General features: G+C 73.8%; 16 protein-coding genes. 7 read left to right on the top strand and 9 right to left on the bottom strand.

Annotated elements, in window-relative coordinates:
• Window positions 1-31: 31 nt before the first annotated feature.
• Window positions 32-3,193, bottom strand: a complete 3,162-nt coding sequence (locus ACFY3U_RS04800) for a bifunctional [glutamine synthetase] adenylyltransferase/[glutamine synthetase]-adenylyl-L-tyrosine phosphorylase (protein ID WP_387194927.1) — start codon at window positions 3,191-3,193, stop codon at window positions 32-34.
• A 1-nt stretch (window position 3,194) separates the two neighbouring features.
• Window positions 3,195-3,962 (bottom strand): type 1 glutamine amidotransferase, encoded by a 768-nt coding sequence (locus tag ACFY3U_RS04795; protein WP_387194924.1) that lies wholly within the window; start codon window positions 3,960-3,962, stop codon window positions 3,195-3,197.
• Between the two features lie 72 nt (window positions 3,963-4,034).
• On the opposite strand from ACFY3U_RS04795, the gene ACFY3U_RS04790 reads away from it, so the two are divergent.
• From ACFY3U_RS04790 to ACFY3U_RS04780, 3 genes are all read left to right on the top strand, one after another.
• Window positions 4,035-4,961: an LD-carboxypeptidase gene (locus tag ACFY3U_RS04790; protein ID WP_387194921.1), complete on the top strand. Its 927-nt coding sequence runs from the start codon at window positions 4,035-4,037 to the stop codon at window positions 4,959-4,961.
• A gap of 172 nt (window positions 4,962-5,133) precedes the next feature.
• Entirely contained in the window at window positions 5,134-6,693 is a 1,560-nt protein-coding gene (locus ACFY3U_RS04785) for a metallophosphoesterase (protein WP_387194918.1), read from the top strand.
• 213 nt (window positions 6,694-6,906) lie between these two features.
• On the top strand, window positions 6,907-7,377 hold the full coding sequence (locus ACFY3U_RS04780) for a hypothetical protein (RefSeq protein WP_387194914.1): 471 nt from the start codon (window positions 6,907-6,909) through the stop codon (window positions 7,375-7,377).
• An 89-nt stretch (window positions 7,378-7,466) separates the two neighbouring features.
• Here ACFY3U_RS04780 and ACFY3U_RS04775 read toward each other — a convergent pair whose 3' ends face one another.
• The 5 genes from ACFY3U_RS04775 to ACFY3U_RS04755 all read right to left on the bottom strand — a co-directional run bounded on the left by ACFY3U_RS04775 (window position 7,467) and on the right by ACFY3U_RS04755 (window position 15,806).
• Complete coding sequence (locus ACFY3U_RS04775) at window positions 7,467-10,538, bottom strand: carbohydrate binding domain-containing protein (RefSeq protein WP_387194911.1); 3,072 nt, start codon at window positions 10,536-10,538, stop codon at window positions 7,467-7,469.
• Window positions 10,539-10,784: 246 nt separating this feature from the next.
• Window positions 10,785-11,147, bottom strand: a complete 363-nt coding sequence (locus ACFY3U_RS04770) for a VOC family protein (protein WP_387194908.1) — start codon at window positions 11,145-11,147, stop codon at window positions 10,785-10,787.
• Window positions 11,148-11,247: 100 nt separating this feature from the next.
• Entirely contained in the window at window positions 11,248-14,589 is a 3,342-nt protein-coding gene (locus ACFY3U_RS04765) for an NACHT domain-containing protein (RefSeq protein WP_387194905.1), read from the bottom strand.
• Between the two features lie 68 nt (window positions 14,590-14,657).
• Complete coding sequence (locus ACFY3U_RS04760; RefSeq protein ID WP_387194902.1) at window positions 14,658-15,350, bottom strand: helix-turn-helix transcriptional regulator; 693 nt, start codon at window positions 15,348-15,350, stop codon at window positions 14,658-14,660.
• Between the two features lie 30 nt (window positions 15,351-15,380).
• A complete protein-coding gene (locus ACFY3U_RS04755; protein WP_387194899.1) occupies window positions 15,381-15,806 on the bottom strand; it encodes a DUF350 domain-containing protein in 426 nt (141 codons plus the stop codon).
• 180 nt (window positions 15,807-15,986) lie between these two features.
• On the opposite strand from ACFY3U_RS04755, the gene ACFY3U_RS04750 reads away from it, so the two are divergent.
• The gene (locus ACFY3U_RS04750; protein ID WP_387194896.1) at window positions 15,987-16,826 is read left to right on the top strand and encodes a class I SAM-dependent methyltransferase; all 840 of its coding nucleotides are present in this window, start codon (window positions 15,987-15,989) and stop codon (window positions 16,824-16,826) included.
• A gap of 12 nt (window positions 16,827-16,838) precedes the next feature.
• Here the strand turns inward: ACFY3U_RS04750 and glnA are convergent, their stop codons facing one another.
• Window positions 16,839-18,188, bottom strand: a complete 1,350-nt coding sequence (gene glnA / locus ACFY3U_RS04745; RefSeq protein WP_387194893.1) for a type I glutamate--ammonia ligase — start codon at window positions 18,186-18,188, stop codon at window positions 16,839-16,841.
• 234 nt (window positions 18,189-18,422) lie between these two features.
• On the opposite strand from glnA, the gene ACFY3U_RS04740 reads away from it, so the two are divergent.
• Both ACFY3U_RS04740 and panB read left to right on the top strand, forming a co-directional pair.
• Complete coding sequence (locus tag ACFY3U_RS04740; protein WP_387194890.1) at window positions 18,423-20,183, top strand: NAD+ synthase; 1,761 nt, start codon at window positions 18,423-18,425, stop codon at window positions 20,181-20,183.
• 117 nt (window positions 20,184-20,300) lie between these two features.
• Window positions 20,301-21,146 (top strand): 3-methyl-2-oxobutanoate hydroxymethyltransferase, encoded by an 846-nt coding sequence (gene panB, locus ACFY3U_RS04735; protein ID WP_387194887.1) that lies wholly within the window; start codon window positions 20,301-20,303, stop codon window positions 21,144-21,146.
• A gap of 75 nt (window positions 21,147-21,221) precedes the next feature.
• On the opposite strand, the gene ACFY3U_RS04730 is transcribed toward panB, so the two are convergent.
• Entirely contained in the window at window positions 21,222-21,665 is a 444-nt protein-coding gene (locus ACFY3U_RS04730) for a VOC family protein (RefSeq protein ID WP_387194884.1), read from the bottom strand.
• Window positions 21,666-21,733: 68 nt separating this feature from the next.
• Here ACFY3U_RS04730 and ACFY3U_RS04725 point away from each other — a divergent pair, with 68 nt between their 5' ends.
• On the top strand, window positions 21,734-22,984 hold the full coding sequence (locus ACFY3U_RS04725; protein ID WP_387194881.1) for a DUF222 domain-containing protein: 1,251 nt from the start codon (window positions 21,734-21,736) through the stop codon (window positions 22,982-22,984).
• Window positions 22,985-23,074: the final 90 nt, after the last annotated feature.

Below are 23,074 nucleotides of genomic sequence, written 5' to 3'. Positions count from 1 at the left end.
GCCGCGCCGAGGTGGGCAGGCGTGCCCGGGCTCAGCCGTCGGCGTCGAGCACCCGTTCCATCGCGGCGCGGGACCGGCGGGCGGTGCGCAGGTACTCGTCGAGGAACTCGCCCGGGTCGTCCCGGCCGAGCAGCCGGACCACCCCGGCCAGCTCCACCCCGTGCCGGGGCAGCTGGTCGCCGGCCCGGCCGCGGACCAGCATCAGCGCGTTGCGGACCTGCGCGGCCAGCGTCCACCCGGCGGCCATCTCGGCGGCGTCCGTCGGGTCGACCAGGCCGGCGTCCCGGGCGGCCGCGAGGGCGTCGAGGGTACGCGTGCCGCGCAGCGCCGGCAGCTCGCCGGCGTGCCGCAGTTGGAGCAGCTGCACCGCCCACTCCACGTCGGCCAGGCCACCCCGCCCGAGCTTGGTGTGGGTGGCCGGGTCGGCGCCGCGGGGCAGCCGCTCGTGCTCCACCCGCGCCTTGATCCGGCGGATCTCCACCACCTGCTCGCGGGTCAGCCCGCCGGCCGGGTAGCGCACCGGGTCGACCATCGCCTCGAACTCGGCGCCCAGGTCGGCGTCGCCGCAGACGAACCGGGCCCGCAGCAGCGCCTGCGCCTCCCAGACCCGCGACCAGCGGGCGTAGTACTGGGCGTACGCGGCGAGGCTGCGCACCAGCGGGCCCTGCCGACCCTCCGGGCGCAGGTCGGCGTCGACGCCCAGCGGCGGGTCGGGGGCGGGCATGCCGAGCAGCCGGCGCAGCTCCTCGGCGATCGCGTGGGCGGCGGCGCTGGCCGCGCCCTCGGCCAGCCCGGCCGGGGCGTCGTGGACGAAGAGCACGTCGGCGTCGGAGAGGTAGTTCGACTCGTACCCGCCGAGCCGGCCCATGCCGATCACCGCGAAGCGCAGCCCGGGCGGCCCCGGCTGGGCGGCCCGGGCTGCGCGCAGCGCGGCCGCCAGGGTGGCGTCGGTGACGTCGGCCAGCGCGGTGCCCACCGCGGTGATGTCGGCCAGCGCGGCGGCCGGTGAGCCGCGGTCCGGGCGCGGGGCCAGCCCGCCGGCCCGGCTGAGCAGGTCGGCGCAGGAGATCCGGACCAGCTCCCGGCGGCGCAGCGCGCGGACCGCCCGGGTGGCCTGCTCCGGCTCCGGGTAGCGGGCGGCCGCCGCGGCGAACCCGGCGCCGAGCACCTCCCGGGCACGCGGCGTCAGCTCGCTCTCCTCGGCCAGCAGCCGCAGCGCCTCCGGCTCCCGGGCGAGCAGGTCGGCGGCGTACCGGGACGACGACAGCACCCGGGCCAACCGGCGGGCCACCGGCCCCTCGTCCCGCAACAGCCGCAGGTACCACGGGGTGCCGCCGAGCTTGTCGGAGACCTGCCGGTAGTTCAGCAGGCCGCGGTCCGGCTCGGGCGCGTCGGCGAACTCGCTCAGCAGCACCGGCAGCAGGGTGCGCTGGATGGCCGCCGTCCGGCTCACCCCGCCGGTGAGCGCCTGGAGGTGCCGCAGCGCCCCGGCCGGGTCGGCGAAGCCGAGGATCTCCAGCCGGTGGCGGGCCGCCTGCGGGGTGAGCCGCAACCCGTCGGCGGGCACCCGGGCCACCGACTCCAGCAGCGGCCGGTACAGCAGCTTGGCGTGCAGCCGGCGTACCTCGGTGGCGTGCGCGACCCAGTCGGCGCGGAACGCCTCGACGGCGCTGCGGCCCGGCGCGGCGGTGTAGCCGAGCGCGGCGGCCAGCCAGCGCAGCGCGGCCGGCTCGGCCGGCACGGTGTGGGTGCGGCGCAGGCCCTGCAGTTGCAGCCGGTGCTCGACGGCGCGCAGAAAGCGGTAGCCGCGCAGCAGCGCCTCGCCGTCGGCCCGGCCCACGTAGCCGCCGGCGACCAGCGCGCGCAGCGCCGGCAGCGTGCCCGGCGCGCGCAACCCCTCGTCGCCGCGGCCGTGCACCAGCTGCAGCAGCTGCACCGCGAACTCGATGTCGCGCAGCCCGCCGGAGCCGCGCTTGATCTCGCGTTCCAACTCCTTCGCCGGGATGCTGTCGATGATCTTGCGGCGCATAGCCCGGACGTCCTGCACCGCCTCGGGTCGCTCGGCGGCCGTCCACACCAGCGGCGCGAGCGCGTCGATCCACTCCTGGGCGAGGGTCAGGTCGCCGGCGGCCGGGCGGGCCTTGAGCAGCGCCTGGAACTCCCAGGTGCGCGCCCAGCGACGGTAGTAGGCGAGGTGACTGGCCAGGGTGCGCACCAGCGGGCCGCGGTTGCCCTCCGGGCGCAGCGCCGCGTCGACCGGCCAGGCGACCAGCCCGCAGATGTGGATCAGCCGGGTGGCGACGGTGGTGGCCGCGGCCAGGTCGTCGTCCTCCGCGGCCACGAAGATGACGTCCACGTCGGAGACGTAGTTCAGCTCGTTGCCGCCGCACTTGCCCATCGCCACCACGCCCAGCCGCGGCTCGGCGGTGCCCTCGGGCAGCTCGTCGACGGCGATCCGGTACGCCGCGCCCAGGGTGGCGTCGGCCAGCGCCGAGAGCGCGGCCATGGTCTGCTCCAGGCCGCGCCCGCCGGTCAGGTCGGCCGCCGCGATCCGCAGCAACGCCAGCCGGTACGCCTGCCGCAGCACCGCCACCGGCTGCTTCGACGCGGTCAGCCGCCCGGCCAGGGCCAGCTCGAGCCGGCCGTCGGCGGTCGGCGCCAGCCCGTCCGGGGCGGTGCACAGCACCGTCCACTGGCCCGGGTTGGCCACCAGGTGATCGCCCAGCGCGGCCGAGGCGCCGAGCACGGCCACCACCCGCCGGCGCAGCCCCGGGTCGGCGTGTAGTGCGCCGAGCAGCGCGGACGGCCGGTCCTCCGCCCCGGCCCCGGCGCGGCCACCGTTCCCGGCCGGCCCAGCGGTTCCGGCCGGCCCAGCGGTTCCGGCCGGCCCAGCGCCGTTCCCGGCCGGCTCAGCGGTTCCGGCCGGCCGGTCGCCGGTCGACGGGACCGCCCGGCCGCCGGCGGCGCGGTGTTCCGCCTCGACCAGGCGGTGCAGTTGGCGCACCGCCAGGTCGGGGTCGGCGGCCCGGGAGAGCGCGGCCAGCAGCTCGGCCGCCGGCTCGCCGGCGGGCTCCTGCTCGGCCGGGCGCCACAGGCCGAGGCCGTCCGGCCCGAGCAGGTCTTCCGCGCGGGGGCCGTCGGCGGCCTCGGCGAAGCCGTACCGGGCGAGGCGTCCCCTGGCCGGTCTGGTCATCTCACTGCCCGAGCAGCGGCAGGCTGCGCCGGGTGGGATCGTCGCCCAACTCGCCGAGGGCGAGCGCGGCGAACCGGACGGCGAACGGCTGCCAGACCTCCTCGACGTCGGCCATCACCCGGTCGCAGGCCGCGACCACCAGCTCCTCGTCGTAGCCCAGCTCGGCCAGCAGCTCGGAGCCGCGGGCCCAGTCGGCGATCATCGCGGTGTCGCACTCGATGTGGAACTGCAGCCCCCAGGCCCGGTCGCCGAGCCGGAACGCCTGGTGCGGGTAGCGGGTCGAGGCGGCCAGCAGGGTGGCCGCCCGGGGCAGCTCGGTGATCTCGTCGGAGTGCCACTGGAGCACGTCCGGGATCAGCGGCACGTAGCGGAAAAGCGGGTCGACCTCGGCCGCGTCCCGCCTGCCCACCACGCCGGGGCCGACCTCGGGGCCGGACGGGCTGCGCTCGACCAGGCCGGCGTGCGCGGTGGCCAGCAGCTGCGCGCCGAGGCAGACGCCGAGGGTCGGCACCCGGTGTCGGACCGCCTTGCGCAGCAGCCCCTCCAGCGCCGGGAACCAGGGCGCGCCGGGCGTGCCGTCGGGTCGCGGATACGCCTGCTGCTCGCCGCCGAGCACCACCAGGGCGGCGTACCCGTCGAGGTCGGCGGGGAGCGCGTCACCGGCGTGCGGGCGGAGCACGCACAGCTCCAGACCACCCTCGGTCAGCCACTCCCCCAGCCGGCGGAGGTCGTCGGTCGGGTCGTTCTCGATCACCAGCGCGGTCGCCACGCCGTCGAGGCTAGCCGGTGGGTCCGACCACGACCGGTCCGGCTCGGTGCGGTGGCCGCTAGGCTCGCGCAGGTGCCCACCGACGACTGCCTGCGCCCTGCGGCCCTGCGCCCCGGCGACACCGTCATGCTGGTGTCGCCGTCCGGCCCGACCCGCCCGGAACGGGTGGCCCGCGGGATCGAGCTGCTGACCGGCTGGGGGCTGCGGCCGGTGGCCGCCCCGAACGCGTACGCCCGGCAGGGCTATCTGGCCGGCGGCGACGAGCTGCGCGCCGCCGACCTGAACACCGCGTTCGCCGATCCCGAGGTGCGCGGGGTGCTCTGCACCCGGGGCGGCTACGGGGCGCAGCGGGTGGTCGACCTGATCGACATGGACGTCGTCCGGCGCGACCCGAAGGTGGTGGCCGGGTTCTCCGACATCACCGCGCTGCAGTTCGCGCTCTGGCGGGGCGCCCGGCTGGCCTCGGTGCACGGGCCGGGCGTCGCCTGGCGGGACGAGCGCACCCCGTTGCGCTCGGCGGAGTCGCTGCACGCGGCGCTGACCACCACCGAACCGGTGGTGGTGGCGGCGGCCGCCGAGGAGACCGCCGGGGTACGGGTGCCGGGGCGGGCGGAGGGCCCGCTGCTCGGCGGCAACCTCTGCCTGATCACCGCCTCGATCGGCACCGGCGACATGCCGGACCTGACCGGCGCGGTGCTGCTGGTGGAGGAGGTGCAGGAGCCGCCGTACAAGGTCGACCGGATGCTTACCCACCTGCGCCGGTGCGGCGCGCTGGACCGGATCGCCGGGGTGGCGGTGGGCCAGTTCACCGAGTGCGCCGACGACTGGGACACCACGATCGTCGACGTGCTCACCGACCGGCTGGGTGACCTGGGCGTACCGGTGCTGGGTGGCCTGCCGATCGGTCACGGCCCGGGCCAGCTGACCGTCCCGGTCGGCCCGCGCGCCGTCCTCGACGCGGACGCCGGCACGCTGACCGTCGCGCCGGCGGTCCGCTGACGGTCCGCGCGCCCGCGGTCCGCGCGGCGGTGGCGTACGGATGCGGCACCCACCCAAGCGAAAAGGGCTCATAAACCCCCGAAACGTGAAGACGGGTCAGTACCGTCCCTGACATGTCATACCCGACACAAGCTCAGGAAACGGCCGGATCGTCGTCAGTGCGGAGGGTCAGATGAAGCGTCGGAACGCGGTACGACTCGCGGTGGCGGCCGGCCTGGTGGCCGCGGCGGCCGTCAGCCTCGCCCAGCAGGTGCCGCTGGCCCGGGCGGACGACGGCGGACCGGTCGCCGGCGACCACGGTTGGCACCCCCGCCCGCCCACGCCCCAGCCGCCGCCGTCGCCCACCCCGTCCCCGACCCCACCGCCGGGGCTGGGAGCTCCCCTGCAGGCCTGGGCGTGGACCCAGCTCACCCCGGACGGCACCCAGGTCCGGTTCGTCACGCCCGCCCCCACCTGCCCGGTCCTGGTGGTCACCACGGGCACGAACTCGGTACGGCGCCCGATGGTGCTGGCCAGCCGGGTGACGACGTACCCCACCGACGCCACGGTCTGCACCCGCCTGGTGCCGAACGAGGCCACCTCCGCACAGATCGACAAGGCGACCAGCCCGGGGGTCCCGGTGGGCCCGAACGTCAACGGATTCGTTCCGCTGCCCAACTGGACCCAGCCGGGAGCGACCACCAACCGGCCCACCAACATCGCCGAGATCGGGGACACCGGGTGCCGGATCCCGCCCGCCCCCTTCCCCCAGCAGATCTGCACCAACACGCCCACGACCTGGCCGCTGCAGACCGTCGCGACCAACGCGGCGACGAGCCCGGTCCCGCCGAACCTGGTGGTGCACACCGGTGACTACATCTACCGGGCGCAGATCAGCCGCCAGCCCGCGCCGCTCTGCGGCCAACCGGGTTCCAGCCCGAACAACTCGCGCACCTGGGGCTGCCTGGTCGCCGACTTCCTGGCGCCGGCCGCGGCGCTGCTGGAACGGGCGCCGTTCGTCTTCGTCCGCGGCAACCACGAGACCTGCGGCCGCTCCGGCGAGGTCTGGTTCCGGTACCTGGCCCCCACGCTCAGCACGACCGCGTGCACCGGCGCGAACCCGCAGGACTACAGCGCTCCGGTCCAGATCCGGGCGGGCGCCCTCACCCTGCTGCTCACCGACACGTCCTGCGCCGGGGACGACCAGACCCCACCCACCTGCTCGACGGCGAACCAGGTGGCCATCTACCGGGGCGAATTCGAGCGGGTGAACAGCACCCTGGTCCGGCCGGGGGACAACTTCCTGCTCAGTCACGTCCCGATCTGGGCGGTCGTCGGGCAGACCCCGACCCTGCAGAACCCGGTCTACATCGACCAGGATCTCGAGGCGGCCGTGACGGGCACCACCCTCGGCACGTTCAACCCGGGGATCAAGCTGATCCTCTCCGGCCACGTGCACCTCTACCAGATGCTCAACTTCGCCGCCGGCAGCTCGCCCGTGCGACCGGCGCAGGTCACCGTGGGCGACTCCGGCACCGAGCTCGACCAGAAGACCTGGACGGACAGCAACCTGATCGGCAAGGACGTCGACGGTGTCCCACTGGGCAACCTGATCACCCTGCAGACCTTCGGCTACGCGGTCCTGCGGGACATCGGCACCACCTGGAACCTGCGCTTCTTCAACCAGTCCGGCAACCAGGTGGCCGGCACCAGCTGCAACCTGAGCGGCACGCAGTTCGTCGGCTGCGTCTGACCGCACCCGCGGCGGGGTGGGCCGGGACCGTTCCGGGCCCACCCCGCTGATCCGTTGGCCGGGCTCGCTCGGATCGGGCTCGCCCGGCTCGGCCGCGCGCGGTGATCGGGGCGAGATTGCCAGCTGGCTGACAGGTTCGGGATGGGATTCGCCCAGCTTCGTCGGTCACGCTCGGTGACGTCATCGCACCACCACCGCAGAGCTGGAGGACTGATGTCCCGCACGATGTCGAAGAAGCGCCTGCTGGTCGGCCTGGCCGCCGCCGGGGTACTCGGTGTGGGGATCGCCGCCCCCACGGTGGCGTTCGCGGAGAACACCGCCACGCCGAGCCCGAGCGCCAGCAGCAGCGACCAGGGCACCGACCGGCAGCAGCAGAAGGCCGACCGGCAGCAGGAGTTCGCCGACGCGCTGGCCAAGGAGCTGGGCGTGCCGGCCGACAAGGTGACCGCCGCCCTGCAGAAGCTGCGCGAGCAGCGCCAGGCCGACCGACCGCAGCCGCCGTCCGCCGAAGAGCGGCAGGCGCAGCTCAAGTCTCGGCTGGACCAGGCCGTCAAGGACGGCAAGCTGACCCAGGAGCAGGCCGACGCGATCACCAAGGCCGTCGAGGCCGGGGTCTTCCCCGCCGGTGGCGGTGGCCGCGGCCACCACGGCATGCGCGGCATGCCGGGTATGCCCGGCAACTGAGCCGACCCCGCCGGGCCCGGCCGTACTCTCTCTCCTCCGCGACCGGGCTCCCCGCGGCCCCGCCCTCGCACCAGGGCGGGGCCGCGTCGTCACCTCAGGTACGGCCCGTCCGCGCCGACCTTCCCCGGCGCCGGGTTGCCGGGCAGGCTCAGCACGTAGACCCGCAGGTTGCCCTTGCCGGTGGCCGTCGCGGTGAGGGTGCCGTCGCCGACCACCCGCACGTCGCCGGTGACCGCGTCGGTGTACGTCCCGTTCGGCACGCCGGTGAAGGTGGCTCCGCCGGAGATGCTGACCAGCGCGAAGCTGTCCACCCCGCCGCCGGTCCAGCGCCGCTTGAAGGCCAGCGTGTTGCCGCTGACGCCCTCGGTCGAGTACTGCCCCTTCTGCAGCGCCGGCACGGCCCGGCGAATCCGGTTCAGCCGCTGCACGTGCTTGACCAGCGGCTGGTCCAGCGTGCCCGCCACGGCGCCGCTGGCGGAGCCGACCACGCCGAAGTCGGTGGCGGTGACGCTGCCGGCCAGGTGGTCGCCGTAGTACGCCCGGCCGGTGGTGGCGAGCGGGCAGGTCGGCCCGCAGTCGATCCGGGCCCCCTTCTGGAACTCGATCTCCGAGCCGTAGTAGAGCGTCGGTATGCCGCGGAACGTCCACATCAGGCTCATGTTCTCCGCCCACGCGTCGGTGCCGCCGGCGTACCGGGTGGCGGACTTGTTCGGCCCGTAGTCGTGGCTGTCGACGTAGACGGCGTTGTACGTCGCGTCGTTGTAGCTGTCGTCGGAGTCCTTCCCGTTGAAGAAGGCGTTCGTGGCGTCGCCGAAGTTCATGTGCATCCGCATGTCGATGACGTTCATGCCGGAGGCCTTCGAGTGGTCCGGCGCGTGGTAGTCATTGCCGCGCAGGACGGCGTTGTCGGTGGTGGGCTGCCCGTTCGGGCCGAGCAGCTGCTCGTAGTCGTACTGCTCGATCGCCGCCCGGACGTCGTCCGGGCTGTACTCCTTGCGCTCGGCCCAGGTGTAGAACTGCGCGGAGTGGTTGACCGAGCCGCGGTTCCACTTGTCGTTGACGAACGCGGCGACCTCGCCGAAGACGTAGAAGTCCCTGCCCTTCGCACCGAACTTCGACACCGCGTGCTGCCGGATGGCCGGCAGGAAACGCCGGTTCCAGGTGACCCGCGGGATGTGCACCGCGGTGTCGATCCGGAAGCCGTCCACCCCCATGTCGATGTACCTGTTGTACGCGTTGATCAGGTACTGCTGCACGGTGGCGTTCTCGGTGTTGAAGTCCGCCAGGTCCTCGTGCAGCCAGCAGCTGCGCGCGTCCTCGCCCTCCCAGTTGCCGATCCAGCACTGGTGGTAGAGGTCGGCGGGGAAGAGCTTGCTGGTCGGGGTGGGCCACTGGCAGTTGTAGATCGTGTAACCCTCGGCGCTGCGCGCTCCGGTGGGCGTACCCCAGTTCAGGCACCGGTTGCCGGTGGGCGCGGCGGACGACCAGAGGTCGCCGTCGTACGGCCGGCCCTTGGCCCTGGCGTTCTGCGCCGGGGTCAGCGCCGGGTCGTTCCCGGTCGCCTCGACCATCGGGTCGTACTCCCGGCCGGCCTGCGGCTGGTCGTAGTACCACTTCCACTGGTCGTCGCGGACGCCGTAGACGGTCGGCGTGAACAGGCCCTTGGCGCCCCAGCGCGAGCTGTGGTTGTAGACGACGTCCTGGAAGATCTTGATGCCCTTGGCGTGTGCCGCGTCGATCAGGTCCTGGTAGGACGCGCCCGGGCTCTCCAGCCGCGGGTCGACCCGGTAGAAGTCCCAGCCGTGGTAGCCGTGGTAGTCGTAGTCGGAGCGGTTGAGCACCACCGGGGTGATCCAGATGGCCGAGAAGCCCAGCCCCTTGATGTAGTCGAGCTTGTCGACCAGGCCCTTGAAGTCGCCCCGGAACATCGGGTCGTCGTTCGCCGCGTTGCCCGACGCGACGTGCTGGCTGCCGCCCCGGTCGTTGCCGGGGTCCCCGTCGGCGAAGCGGGCGGTCATCACGAAGTAGATGCTGTCCTCGCGCGGGTCGCCGCCGAGCGGGGACCCGCCGGCGGGCGCCGTCGAGGTCCGGGCGGTCGCGGGGGCACTCGCCGTCGACCGGTTACCGGCCGCGTCCACCGCCCGCACCGTCCAGGTGTACGCCGTGTCCGGCGACAGGTCGTACGCCACGTACGACGTGGTGGTGCTGGTGACGGTGGTGCTCCCGGCGGCGCCCCCGGTACGGGTCAGCTCGTACCCGCTGACGCCCCGATCGTCGGTGGCGGCCGACCAGGTCAGGGTGACCGCGAGCCCGTCCGCCCGGGCGCTCAGCCCGCCCGGCGCGGACGGCGGCGTGGTGTCGGGGCCGACCGGCGTGCACGGGTCGGCGGCGTTGGCGGTGATCCGGCCGCCGTCGACGGTGCTCCGCCCGGCGCCGAGGGTGTAGTCGGCGCCGTTGTTGTTGTCCCAGCTGCCGGCGTTGTCGTTGAACGCGGCGGTCAGCCCACCGGCGGTGCCCAGGTCGACGACCCTGCGCGCCCAGCCGGCGCAGGCGACCGTCATGGCGACGCCCGGCGCGGTGGTCCAGGCGCCGCCGGTGGGCCGGTAGTGCAGGTTCGCGGCGCTCCAGCCGCGCGGGGTCAGGTGGTAGAACACCTCGGCGGTGCTGCCCGGCCCGGCCGTGGTCGACGGGCTGCCGGTCGGCGACGGAGGCGTGGTGGTCGACGGGCTGCCGCTCGGCGACGGGCTCGCGGTCGGTGACGGGGTCGCGGTGGCGCAGGGGTCGCCGGAGCCGATCTTGCCGGCGGCCACGGTCACCGGGCCGGTGCCGAGCCGGTAGTTCGCGCCGTTGTTGTTGTCCCAGACGCCGGTGCCGTTGGTGAAGACGACCTGGAGGCCGGTGGCCGCGCCGAGGTCGATGGTGCGCCGCCGCCAGCCGGTGCAGGCGGTGTCCATGGCGACCCCCGGCACCGGCGTCCAGGCCGCGCCGTCGACGCCGTAGTGGATGTCAACCGAGCTGCCCCACACGCTCGGGGGTTGGTAGTAGACGGTGACCGTGTTGGCCGCCGCCGCCCCGGTGAGCGGCAGCAGGCCCGCGGTCAGGCCGGCGGCGAGCGCGAGCGCGCCCCACCGGCGTCGGATGCTGGTCGTGGTACGCCTCATGGCGGCTCTCCTGACACCCGCACCCGCTCTACGGGCGCAAAAGGATGAAGGCTTTGCAAGAACTTGCGGCTTGCGGTGCCAGGAAGTTACCAGCTTCAATCCCCCGAAACCAGGGGTTCACAATCGACGGTGGAGAATCCCCGAAGCGACAGGGGGTGGAAGAGCTTGCACCTGCGGAAACACCTTGCGGTCCGGTTGGGGTGCATCTGTTGCCGCACGGGTGGCAACAGATGCACCCGGAAGACGTCAGCCGGCGGCCGGCGGCGTGAAGACGCCCAGCAGGTTGCCGAACGGGTCCCGCAGCCGGGCCTGCACCAGCCCGCTCGGGGTGGTGTTCGGCGGCACCAGCACCGTGGCGCCCGCCACCTCCGCGCGCCGGCAGGTCTCCGCCACGTCGGTCACCTCGGCGTAGAAGGTCGCGTAGGTCGGTAAACCGGCGTCGAGGGCCCGGATCGCGCCCCCGATCCCCTGCTCGCCGCCGGCCACGGTCTGCCGGTAGGACCCGCCCTGCACCTCGAAGACCCAGCCGAACAGGTCGGTGTAAAAACGCTCGGCCTCGTCGGGCCGGTCGGAACCGATCTCGAACCAGGTCACGGGCGTGCTGGACATGCTGCCTCCTCGTCGTGGCACCGGCCGGGGTGGCCAACGCCGTCAGGAGTCAGCCTCGGGGGCGTCCGCGACACCGTCCTGTCGGTGTTTTCGGGGAATTTCAGCCGGGCCCACGCCGGAGCGGGCTGATCCGCTCCACCAGATCCGGCCGCCGCCTGCGGTATCGGGCGAGAAAGTCCGACGCGAGGGTAGGAGCGATCTTCATGGTCCGGACCTCCAACTCGTGCAGGCGCACCAACACGTCGACCACCTCCTCGTCCAGCACGAGGGCGGCCTGCGCGTCCGGCGTCTCGCCGCGCACCGGCACCAGCACCTCGATGAGCTGTTCGCCGGGCCCACCGTCGCGTACGTGGAATTCGACGTCGAGCAGATCCTCCACCAACCCGGCCAGTCGCCTGTCGACCCGCTCGTCCACGCCCAGCATCCCGGCGACGCCCCGGAAGACGGCCCGGAAATGGCCGCTCTCCCCGAACAGCTCAGCACCGCCGGAGAACAACACCTCGCTGGCCAGACGAGCGGGTGTGTCCGGATCGCCGGTCAGCCGTTCGACCAGCAGCCGCAGGTACGCCGACCGATCCCACTTCGCGACCTGCCGAGCCTGAACGGCGGCCCGGGCGGCGCGCAGGTAGACCAGCTTCCGCGCCGCTGTGGTCGCCGGTCGCAGTGGCAACAGCCAGGCGTCGAGCAGCGTGTGCGCCGGGGACCGGAGAACCCCCGGCTCGGTCTCGGCGAAGGCACCGAGCGCGGTGGGCAGCTTGTCGAAGAAGGGCTCCAGCGTATGCGCCAACACGTCCAGGTCGGCATCGCAGAGCAGGTGGGTGCTCCGCCGCAGCCGGGCCAGCCGCCGGTCTGACCACGGCGGCACGACCGCGCTGGAGCTCGCGCCATGTGTCCAGGTCAGGTCCACGGCAGGCGGCGCGGCGAAACGGTCCCCCCACCGCACCAGGACGTTTCGACCGTTCCCGTCACGCCCGCGATCCAGCGCCAGCCCGTCCCCGAGGCTGTCCCACTCCTCCGGGTCGAGCTGCGAACGCCAGAGCCCCACCTGGGAGCGCCACTGCGCCACCGGGTCGGTCGACTCGGGGAACATCGCCCGCCCGTCCACCTCGCCCCCACCGACCAGCGCCAGCAGAAGCAGGTTCGCCCCGTACGCGGCGTACCGGGCGGGCACCGGCAGTCGCCGAGGACGGTAGTCGTCGAACCGCCCGACGCCCACCCGGTACGGGGCGGCGCGGAACAGTCGCAGCAGCAGCCTCCGCCAGGCGTACCGGTCTGCGTGGTCGCGCTCCTCCAGCCGTTCGGCGAGGAAGGCGAGGACGGTGGACCGGGTGCTCAGCACCGCGTACGAGAGCAGCGCGTGCAGGAGGTCATCGTCGACCGGTTCGCCACCCCAGGAGAGGCTGGTTGCCGCCTCCCGGGCCACCATGTCCTCGACCACCTGTGCAGTGAGCCGGGCGACCAGGTACTCCCCGAAGGTGGCGTGCAGGAACTCGTACGTCTCGCGCCGCTGTTCGTCGACCGACGCCCGGGACCGGTGGATGAAGAAGAACCGGCCCAGCACCACCTCGGCGGCCCGCAACGGCACCCGGAGACCGGCCCGGTCGCCGGCCGTCGCCGACTCGCCGAACGGCAGGACGGAGAGGTCGGCGTCCAGCTCGGTCTCGGTGACCCACTGGGCCCGCCGATTGAACATGGCGAAGGCGACCACCGCCAGCCGGCGCAACTCCGCTTCGACCGCCCGGTCGAGCTCCGCCTCCGGCAGCCCGTCGCGCTGTTTGACCGCCTCGCGCCGGGCGAACCGCCGCAGCAGCCGCTCGTACAGCTCGCCCCGGCGCAACCCACCCGCCCCGCCCAGCTCGTTGCCCTCGGCGTCGTAGAGAGCCAGCATCAGCAACAGCAACGGCTGCTCGGCCAACTCGCGGTGGCGGAGCACGGTGGCCAGGTCCAGCGGCCGGCCGCCCTGAGCCCGGAGCGCCCCGGCGTTGACCCGGTTCCAGGTCTGCACCCAGGCGGACACCCGGGCGTAGTCGAAGGGCTCCAACCGCACCGCCACCGTGTCGGGCGGCGGCTGGGCCCGGTCCGCGACGCTGGTCCGGCTCGTCACCACCACCGCCACCGGTCGGCCCTGGTCGGCCTCCCGCCGCTGGAAGGCCGCCACCCGCCGGAGGTAGTCGGTCTGGCTGACCCCGGTGGCCTGGAGCAGTTCGTCGAAGCCGTCGAGGAGCACCACCGGCAGCGCGTCACCGGCGGCACGGGACAGCGCCGGCCAGTCCGTGCGCTCGCCGGTGTCCCGCCGGACCGCCTGCTCGATCTGGTCCTGGAGCTCACCCGCCGCGTACACATCGCGCAGCACCACCCGGACCACGAAGAAGTCCGCAGCGGGCAGCTGGGCGGCGACCACCCGGGTGAGCACCGACTTGCCCGAGCCGGGCTGCCCGAGCACCAGCAGCGGCGCCCGGACAGCCCGCGACGAGGCGAGGTGCACGACCAGCGCCTGCCACAGGTCGTCGCGTACCGGCTGGCCCTCCCACCAGGTCTCCTCGCCGGGTCGCGCCTCGGGGTTCAGCTCCGCGATCCGGCACAGCGGAGGAACGTACGCCTCGCACAGCGTCGGCACGGTCAACCCGGCGGGCACGTCGCCGGACGAGATGACCGGCCGGCCGAGCTCGGCGGCGTACGCACGCGCCAGGTCGGCGCGTCGATCGTCCGGGGCACGCCCGGTGGAGAGCTCCGCCAGGGCCCGGCGCAACTCGACGAAACCCACCGCCAGCCCGCGCACCTGCTCCCTGGTCGCCTCGTGCTCGTGCCGGCCGAGCCAGAACGACACCTCGGGGAAGTCGACGGCCAACTCGGTGAGCAGGTCCGCGTAGCGCTCGGCCGCCATCATCGGGAGCGGCGGGTACCGCAGGAACGCCTGCTGCTCCCGGGTCAGGCGGTCCCACATCGTCAATCCGGACAGGAACCGCGCGAGCCGGTCCGCCAGGTCGCCATAGAAGGCGGTGACCGCGTCGTGCAGCGCGGTGTAGGGCAGATGCGGACCGGGCACCGGCGCCGCCGTCGAGAAGAACGCGTCGGTCAGCGCCCGGGCGTCGACCGCGCCCGCACCGGCCAGCGACAGCTGCTCGGCCTTGACGATCCGCGCTTCGCTCAGGTCGAACGGCAGGTCGAACTCGGCCAGGACGTCGAAGAAGGCGGTCACCACGATCACCGCGTGTGCCGCCTCCAGCCGCCGGGTGCGCCCGTAGCGGGACAGCTCGGACCGCTTCTCGGCGACGCCGCGCAGCAGCTCGTGCCCGAGCTTGACGAACGCCTTGACGTCGAGGACACCAAGCAGGGGTGGCACCGGCACCACGGCGGTCAGCCGGTCGAACCAGTCGACGAAGCGGCTCTTCTCCCCGCCGAGCAGGCGTACCGCGTCGGCGTAGCTGAGCGTGTCGGACACCGGCGTTCCTCCCCAGGGACGGCAGACCCGCCAGGATCCCCGATCCGGCGAGCCGACGCTGTCGGGTTTCAGACCAGGCTCAGCGCCCGCATCCGCTCGCGTGGGAGGTCCAGATCGGCGGGATCCAGCTCCCGGGTCACCCGCTCGGACAACGCCGTCACCGAGACGATCCGGTCGGTGCGGAAGCAGCGGACCTCGTCGCGGAGCCGGCACCAGGCCACCAGGTACCAGTGGCGGGAGTTGCCGAGGTAGCCGAGCGGCTCGACGTCCCGCGACGAGACCGTGCCGGCGCGGTCCGCGTACCCCAGGCGGAGCACCCGTCTCGCGGTGACCGCGTCGGCGACGGCGGCCGGGACGGACGCGGCCGGCCCGCCACCGACCAGGTGCACCCGGCCGGCGAGCCGGTGCGCCTCGGCGACGTCGGCGGGCGGCATCACGGCGACCAGCTTGCGCAGCGCCGCACCGGCGGCCGGGGCGAACGGGGTGCCGCCGAGGCGGTGCAGCGCCACGGCCATCGCCACCGCCTCGCCGGGGCTCAGGTTGACCGGCGGCAGGGTCCGCGAGCGGTCGACCCGGTAACCGCCGGTGCGGCCCGGCTCGGCCCAGATCGGCACCCCGGCCTGCTGGAGCGCGGCGATGTCCCGCTCGACGGTGCGGGTGCTCACCTCGAAGCGCCGGGCCAGCCAGCTGGCGCTGCGCGGCCGGGGCGACACCGCCCGCAACTCCTCCACCAGGGCGTACAGCCGGTCGGTACGGTTCACCCCCGGAACCTAGCCCGGGGGTACGACAGCTCAGGCGATGCAGGCGCAGACGATCAGCGCGGCGCCGAAGTGGGTGGCCGCGCTCACCCGGGCCGCCGGGTGCGGCTGGTCCGAGCAGATCACCTCGCCCAGCCGGCCCGGGGTCAGCAGGTCCAGCACGAAGAACGCCAACGCCATGATCAGCAGGCCGATCAGCCCGAAGAGCACCGTCGAGGCGAGCCCCTTGCCGAAGTCGTCGTAGCTGGTCAGGATCGCGGTGAAGACGATGCCGGCGATGCCGAGCTGGTTCGCGGCGAGCAGCAGCGCGGCGTTGCCGTTGCGCCGCACCCAGATCAGCTCCCGCAGCTTCCCGGGGGTGAGCAGGTCGACCAGCACGAAGCCGGCCGCCAGCAGCCCCACCCCGACGACCCCGAACACGACGCTCTGCCATGCTCCGGTGAGCAGATCCTCCAGCACCGACGGCCTCCCGACCAGATCCGCCCGGCGGGGGTGCCGGCGCGGTGATCGAGACGATATCGGGACGGCACCACCGCCGGCAGCCCCGCGCCCGGCCGGTGCGGCACCGACCGCGCGGCGTCGATGGTCTGACCGTACGGGGCTGGGCCTGGCGCGCCGGACGGGACGAGAATCGCCCCCATGCAGCCGTCGGAACAGGCCCGCATCGCCCAGGTGGCCGCCCTCTTCGACCGGGTCGCCGACACGTACGACACGGTGGGGGTGCCCTGGTTCACGCCGATCGCCGAGGGGCTGGTCCGGCAGCTCGCCCCGCGCGCCGGCGAAGCCGCCCTCGACATCGGCTGCGGGCGGGGCGCCGCCCTGCTCCCGCTGGCCGAGGCGGTCGGCCCGACCGGCTCGGTGACCGGCATCGACCTGGCGCCCGCGATGGTGACGGCCACCCGGGACGAGGCGAGCCGGCGCGGCCTGACCTGGGTGGACGTACGGCTGGCGGACGCCGCCGCGCCCGACCTGCCGGCCGCCGGTTTCGACCTGGTGGCCTCGTCGCTGGTGCTGTTCTTCCTGCCCGACCCGACGGCGGCGCTGCGGGGCTGGCGGGAGCTGCTGGTGCCCGGCGCCCGGCTCGGTGTGGCCACCCTCGGCGACCGCGACCCCCGCTGGGAGCAGCTGGACGCGTTCTTCCGGCCCTACCTGCCGCCGCAGCTGCTCGACGCCCGCACCAGCGGCGCCGCCGGCCCGTTCGCCAGCGACGCCGGCGTCGAGGAGCTGCTCACCGCCGCCGGCTACCAGCGGGTACGCACCGTCGGGCTCGACGTCGAGGCCGTCTTCACCGACCCCGAACACTGGTACACGTTCTCCATGTCGCACGGCCAGCGGGTGATGTGGGACGCCGTCCCCCCGGACGAACGCGCGACCGTACGCGCCGCCACCACCGACTTCGCCGGTCGGCTGCGCGACGCCGACGGGATGATCCGGTTCACCCAGCGGGTGCGCTACACGCTGGGTGAGCGCCCCCGCTGAACGCGACCGAAGCTACAGCGACAGGTAGCGCTGCCGCTCGTACGGGGTGACCTCGCGGCGGTACTGCTCCCACTCGGCGCGCTTGTTACGCAGGAAGAAGTCGAAGACGTGCTCGCCGAGCACCTCGGCGACCAGCTCCGAACCGGCCATCACCTCGATCGCCTCGGACAGGTTCTCCGGGAGCGCCTCGTACCCCATCGCCCGGCGCTCGGCGCTGGTCAGCGACCAGACGTCGTCCTCGGCGCCCGGCGGCAGCTCGTAGCCCTCCTCGATGCCCTTGAGCCCGGCGCCGAGCAGCACCGCGAAGGCCAGGTACGGGTTGGCCGCCGAGTCCGGTGAGCGGACCTCCACCCGGGCCGAGTTCGGCTTGCCGTACGCCGGGACGCGGACCAGCGCGGACCGGTTCAGGTGACCCCAGCAGACGTACGCCGGGCTCTCGGTGATCCGGTCCGGCAGCGCCTGCGGGAAGAGCCGCTTGTACGAGTTGACCCACTGGTTGGTGACCGCGGTGTACTCCCGGGCGTGCGTCAGCAGGCCGGCGATGAAGGATTTCGCCACCTTGGACAGCTTCATCGGGTCGCCGGCGTCGTGGAACGCGTTGCGCTCGCCCTCGAACAGCGACAGGTGGGTGTGCATGCCGCTGCCCGGCTGGTCGGTGAAGGGCTTCGGCATGAAGCTGGCCTGCACCCCGGTGGAGAGCGCCACCTCCTTCACCACGTGCCGGAAGGTCATGATGTTGTCGGCGGTGGTCAGCGCGTCGGCGTAGCGCAGGTCGATCTCCTGCTGGCCGGGCGCCACCTCGTGGTGGCTGAACTCCACCGAGATGCCGATCCGCTCCAGCGCGAGCACGCCCTGGCGGCGGAAGTCCCGGGCCACCGCGTGGGTGGTGTGCTCGAAGTAGCCGCCGGTGTCCACCGGGACGGGCACCGAGCCGTCCTGCGGGCCGTTCTCCAGCAGGAAGAACTCGATCTCCGGATGGGTGTAGAAGGTGAAGCCCTTCTCCGCCGCCTTGGACAGCATCCGACGCAGCACGTGCCGCGGGTCGGCCCAGGACGGGCCGCCGTCGGGCAGCAGGATGTCGCAGAACATCCGGGCGCTCTCGCCGCTGACCCCGCCCTCGAACGGGAAGACCTGGAAGGTGGTCGGGTCGGGCATCGCCACCATGTCGGACTCGAAGACCCGGGCGAAGCCCTCGATCGCCGAGCCGTCGAAGCCGATCCCCTCCTCGAAGGCGGCCTCCAGCTCGGCCGGGGCCACCGACACGCTCTTCAGCGTGCCGAGCACGTCGGTGAACCACAGCCGGACGAACCGGATGTCCCGCTCTTCCAGCGTACGGAGGACGAACTCCTGCTGACGGTCCACTTCCCCAACCCCTCGCGACACTCTTGTTACGCCTTCGACCGGGTGTTACGCCTTCGACCGGGCCGTACCCGATCTGACCGCCCAGTCTCCCCGGGCCTCGTTACGCCGACGTTACGCGACCCGCCGCCCACCGTCCCGCCGTGTCCCGCCTCGCCCCGCCGGTCGCGGCGGACGTGGCCGCCGTCTCCCCCGAGGCGCCCGATTGCCGCCCGGCCACTGGGGCAAGATGAGGACATGCCCACCATGCGTCTCGCTCTCTGCCAGGTCAACCCGACGGTCGGCGACCTCGCCGGCAACGCCGAGCTGGTCCGCTCGTGGACCCGGCGCGCCGCCGACGCCGGCGCCCAGCTCGCTCTCTTCCCGGAGCTGATGCTGACCGGCTACCCGGTTGAGGACCTGGTGTTCCGCCGCTCCTTCGTGGCCGCGTCCAAGGCCGCGCTGCACCAACTCGCCGCCGACCTGGCCGCGGACGGGCACGGCGACCTGCCGGTCCTGGTCGGCTACCTGGACGCGGACGGGCCGCCGCAGGTCAGCGGGGACGCCGAGCCGGGCCGGGGGGCCCGCAACGCCGCCGCGCTGCTGCACCGGGGCACGGTCGTGGCCACCTACTTCAAGCACCACCTGCCCAACTACGGCGTCTTCGACGAGGACCGCTACTTCGTGCCGGGCGACACGCTGACCGTGGTGCGGATCGGCGGGGTGGACGTGGCGCTAACCATCTGCGAGGACCTCTGGCAGGCCGGCGGGCCGTTCGCGGTCGCCCGCCAGGCCGGCGTGGGGCTGGTGCTGAACATCAACGCCTCGCCGTACGAGCTGAACAAGGACGACATCCGGCTGCCGCTGGTCCGCCGCCGGGCCGCCGAGGCCGGCGCCCCCATCGCGTACGTCAACATGATCGGCGGTCAGGACGAGCTGGTCTTCGAGGGCGACTCGATGATCGTCGCGGCGGACGGCACGCTGCTGGCCCGGGCGCCGCAGTTCGTCGAGCACCTGCTGGTGCACGACGTGGAGCTGGCTGCGGCGACCACGGACGCGCCGGACGTCGCCGAGCTGGCGGACGGGATGCGCCTGGTCCGGCGTACCGTCGATGTGGTGCCGGCCGCGCCGGCGGGCCCGGCGGCCGGCGGCGGCGTGCTGGAGCCGGTGGCCGACGAGGCCGAGGTGTGGCAGGCGCTGGTGCTCGGCCTGCGTGACTACGTGAACAAGAACCGGTTCCCCTCGGTGGTGCTCGGGCTCTCCGGCGGCATCGACTCGGCGGTGGTGGCCGCGCTCGCCGTGGACGCGCTCGGGCCGCAGCGGGTGGTCGGGGTGTCGCTGCCCAGTCAGCACTCGTCGGAGCACTCCCGGGCGGACGCGGAGGAGCTGGCCAAGCGGACCGGTCTGGACTACCGGATCGAGCCGATCCAGCCGATGGTGGACACCTTCCTGGCGAACCTGTCGCTGGCCGGGGTGGCGGTGGAGAACCTCCAGGCCCGGGTGCGCGGCGTGATCCTGATGGCGCTGTCGAACCAGGAGGGGCACCTGGTCCTCACCACCGGCAACAAGAGCGAGCTCGCGGTCGGCTACTCCACCCTGTACGGCGACTCGGTCGGCGGCTTCAACCCGGTCAAGGACGTCTGGAAGACGCTGATCTGGCGGCTGGCGAAGTGGCGCAACGCGGACGCCGCGCGGCGCGGCGAGACCGCCCCGATCCCGGAGAACTCGATCGGCAAGCCGCCGTCGGCCGAGCTGAGCCCCGGCCAGCTGGACAGCGACAGCCTGCCCGACTACGACGTGCTCGACCCGATCCTGATCGGCTACGTCGACGGCGACCTGGGCCGGGACGGGCTGATCGAATCCGGTCACGACCCGGAGGTCGTCGACCGGGTGCTCCGTCTGGTGGACACCGCCGAGTACAAGCGCCGGCAGTCCGCGCCCGGCACGAAGATCTCCATGAAGGCGTTCGGCCGGGACCGCCGCCTGCCGATCACCAACCGCTGGCGCGAGCACGGCTGAGGTCCCCTCGGTCGGAGTGACATCCTGCACTGCGCCCTGCCGCCACCCGGTCGACCGGTGCGACGATCGCGGTGGAACCCGGGGACCGCGTTCGCGGCCTCGAGGAAGGAGACAGTCATGGTGGAGTCCACCCCGACCGAGGTGACCGCCCTCTACGGCGGCCCGGCCACCCGTCGGATCCGCACCCGCGACCTGATCGCCGCCAAGGAGCGCGGCGACCGCTGGTCGATGCTCACCTCGTACGACCAGTACACCGCCGCGATCTTCGACGGCGCCGGCATCCCGGTGCTACTGGTCGGCGACTCGGCGGCCAACAACGTCTTCGGCTACGAGACCACCCTGCCGGTGACCGCCGAGGAGCTGCTGCCGCTGGTCCGGGCCGTGGTCCGGGCGACGAAGCACTCGCTGATCGTCGGTGACCTGCCGTTCGGCTCGTACGAGGAGGGCCCGACCCAGGCGCTGCGCACCGCGGTGCGGTTCATGAAGGAGGGCGGCTGCCACGCGGTCAAGCTGGAGGGCGGCCGGCGCTGCGCCGAGCAGATCGCCGCGATCGTGGGCGCCGGCATCCCGGTGATGGCGCACATCGGCTTCACCCCGCAGAGCGAGCACACCCTCGGCGGCTACCGCGTGCAGGGCCGCGGTGACACCGCCGACGAGGTGCTCGCCGACGCCCGGGCGGTGGCCGAGGCGGGCGCCTTCGCGGTGGTGCTGGAGATGGTGCCCGGCGAGGTGGCCAAGCGGATCACCGCCGAGCTGCCGATCCCGACCGTCGGCATCGGCGCCGGCCCGGACACCGACGCGCAGGTGCTGGTCTGGCAGGACATGGCGGGCCTGCGGACGGGCCGGGCGCCACGCTTCGTGAAGCGCTACGCCGACCTGGCGGGCGCGCTCACCGAGGCGACCCGCCGCTTCGCCGACGAGGTCCGCGCCGGCGAGTTCCCCACCGCCGAGCACACCTTCTGACGCAGGGCCGCGGCGGTGCGAGCCGGCCCTGGGTGGCACCGCCGCGCGCGTTGCCCGGCTGCGGAGTCGAGCCGGTCAGACCACGCAGAACTCGTTCCCCTCCGGGTCGGCGAGTTGGTACGAGTAGTAGCCGTTCTCGGCGTCGTCCGTCGACCACAGCACCCGGGCGCCGAGCGCGGTCAGCCGGCCGACCTCGGCGTCGACCGTCACCCGGCGTTCGGCCACCGGCACCGCCCGGCCGCCGCCGACCCGGATATCGATGTGCAGCCGGTTCTTGATGGATTTCACCTCGGGCACCGGCTGGAACCAGATCGGCGGACCTCCGCCCGTCGGATCCTCCAGCCGGTCCGCACAGTCGCCGTCGCCCAACTCGTCGGCCGGGACGCCGACCGAGAGATACCAGTCCCGCCAGGTCGCGTGTCCGGCCGGTGGCGGCTGTGGACGGTAACGCAGCGCCTCCGCCCAGAACGCGACCAGCCGCTCCGGATCCTGACAGTCGATCACCAGTTGCCAATTCATGGCGCTCACTCTGCGCCAGGCGTACGACATCGGCGATTCTTGTCGTACGCCTGTTCTAATCTGGCCCGGTGATCGACGAGCTGGCGGAGGCGCGGGCGACCCTGGGCTGGGTGGCCGACGCCGCCGCGTGGGCGCTGCCCGAGCCGGAGCTGGTCGCGGCCCTCGACGCGGTGGACGCCCTCGAACGCCAGCTCGCGTCGGTGAAGCTGGCGCTGGTCCGCGAGCTCGACGGGCGCGGCACGGCGGTCGCCGCCGGCGCCTCCTCCACCGCGGTCTGGCTGCGCGAGCGGCTGCGGCTGTCCATCGTCGCCGCCCGCCGGCTGGTCACCGACGCGGCCGCCGTCGACGCGGCGTGCCCGGTCCTGCGGGCGGCGCTCGCCGCCGGCACGGTGAACGCCGAGCAGACCCGCGTGATCGCGGATGTCGTCGCGGCGATCCCGGCTGAGGCCGGACCGGGCTCGGCGGAGAAGGCGACGGAGCTGATGATCGGGTGGGCCGGCGAGTTCGAGCCGGCCCTGCTGCGCAAGCTCGGCTCCCGCATCCTCGACCACGTGGCGCCCGAGCTCGCCGACGTGACCGCCCGCGCCGCCCTGGAGGCGGCCGACGCCCGCGCCGCCCGCGACCGGCACCTCACCCTCGCCGACCTGCACGACGGCCGGCTGCGGCTGACCGGCGTGCTCGACGCCGAGACGGGCGCGCTGCTCACCGCCGCCCTCGGGCCGCTGAGCCCACCGGCCGGCCGGCACGACGACCGGACGGCCGGCCAGCGGCGACACGACGCCCTCGGTGACCTGTGCCGGCTGGCCCTGCGCACCGGCGAGCTGCCGGAGCACGGTGGCGACCCGGCGCAGCTGGTGGTGACCGTCCGGTACGACGCGCTCAGCCGCGGGCTCGACGCGGGCGCCCTCGACACCGGCCTGACCCTGAGCGCCGCCGCGGTCCGTCGGCTGGCCTGCGACGCGGCCGTCCTTCCGGCGGTGCTCGGCGGGGACGGCCAGGTGCTGGACGTCGGCCGGCAGCGGCGGCTGATCGGTGGGCCGCTGCGGCGGGCGCTGGTGCTGCGCGACCGGGGCTGCGCGTTCCCGGGTTGTGACCGCCCGCCGCGCTGGTGCGACGGCCACCATGTGGTGCACTGGGCCGACGGCGGCGCCACCGCCCTGGCCAACGCCGTGCTGCTCTGCCGCCACCACCATCGCGTCGTCCACCACGGCGACTGGCGGGTGCGGATGGCCGCCGACGGCCGGCCCGAGTTCCTCCCGCCCGCCTGGCTCGACCCGGCCCGCGTGCCCCGCCGCAACCCGTACCACCTGCGCATCTGAGCCGTCACCAGAGCGGAACGCGCGGGCACGGACCTGCACGCCCGTCAATCCACCCTCGCCAGCACCGACCCCCGGCCGGAGCGACGCGGC

Source organism: Micromonospora sp. NPDC000089 (assembly GCF_042899365.1).
Taxonomy (GTDB): Bacteria; Actinomycetota; Actinomycetes; order Mycobacteriales; family Micromonosporaceae; genus Micromonospora.
This window is presented reverse-complemented; position numbering and strand designations above follow the sequence as displayed.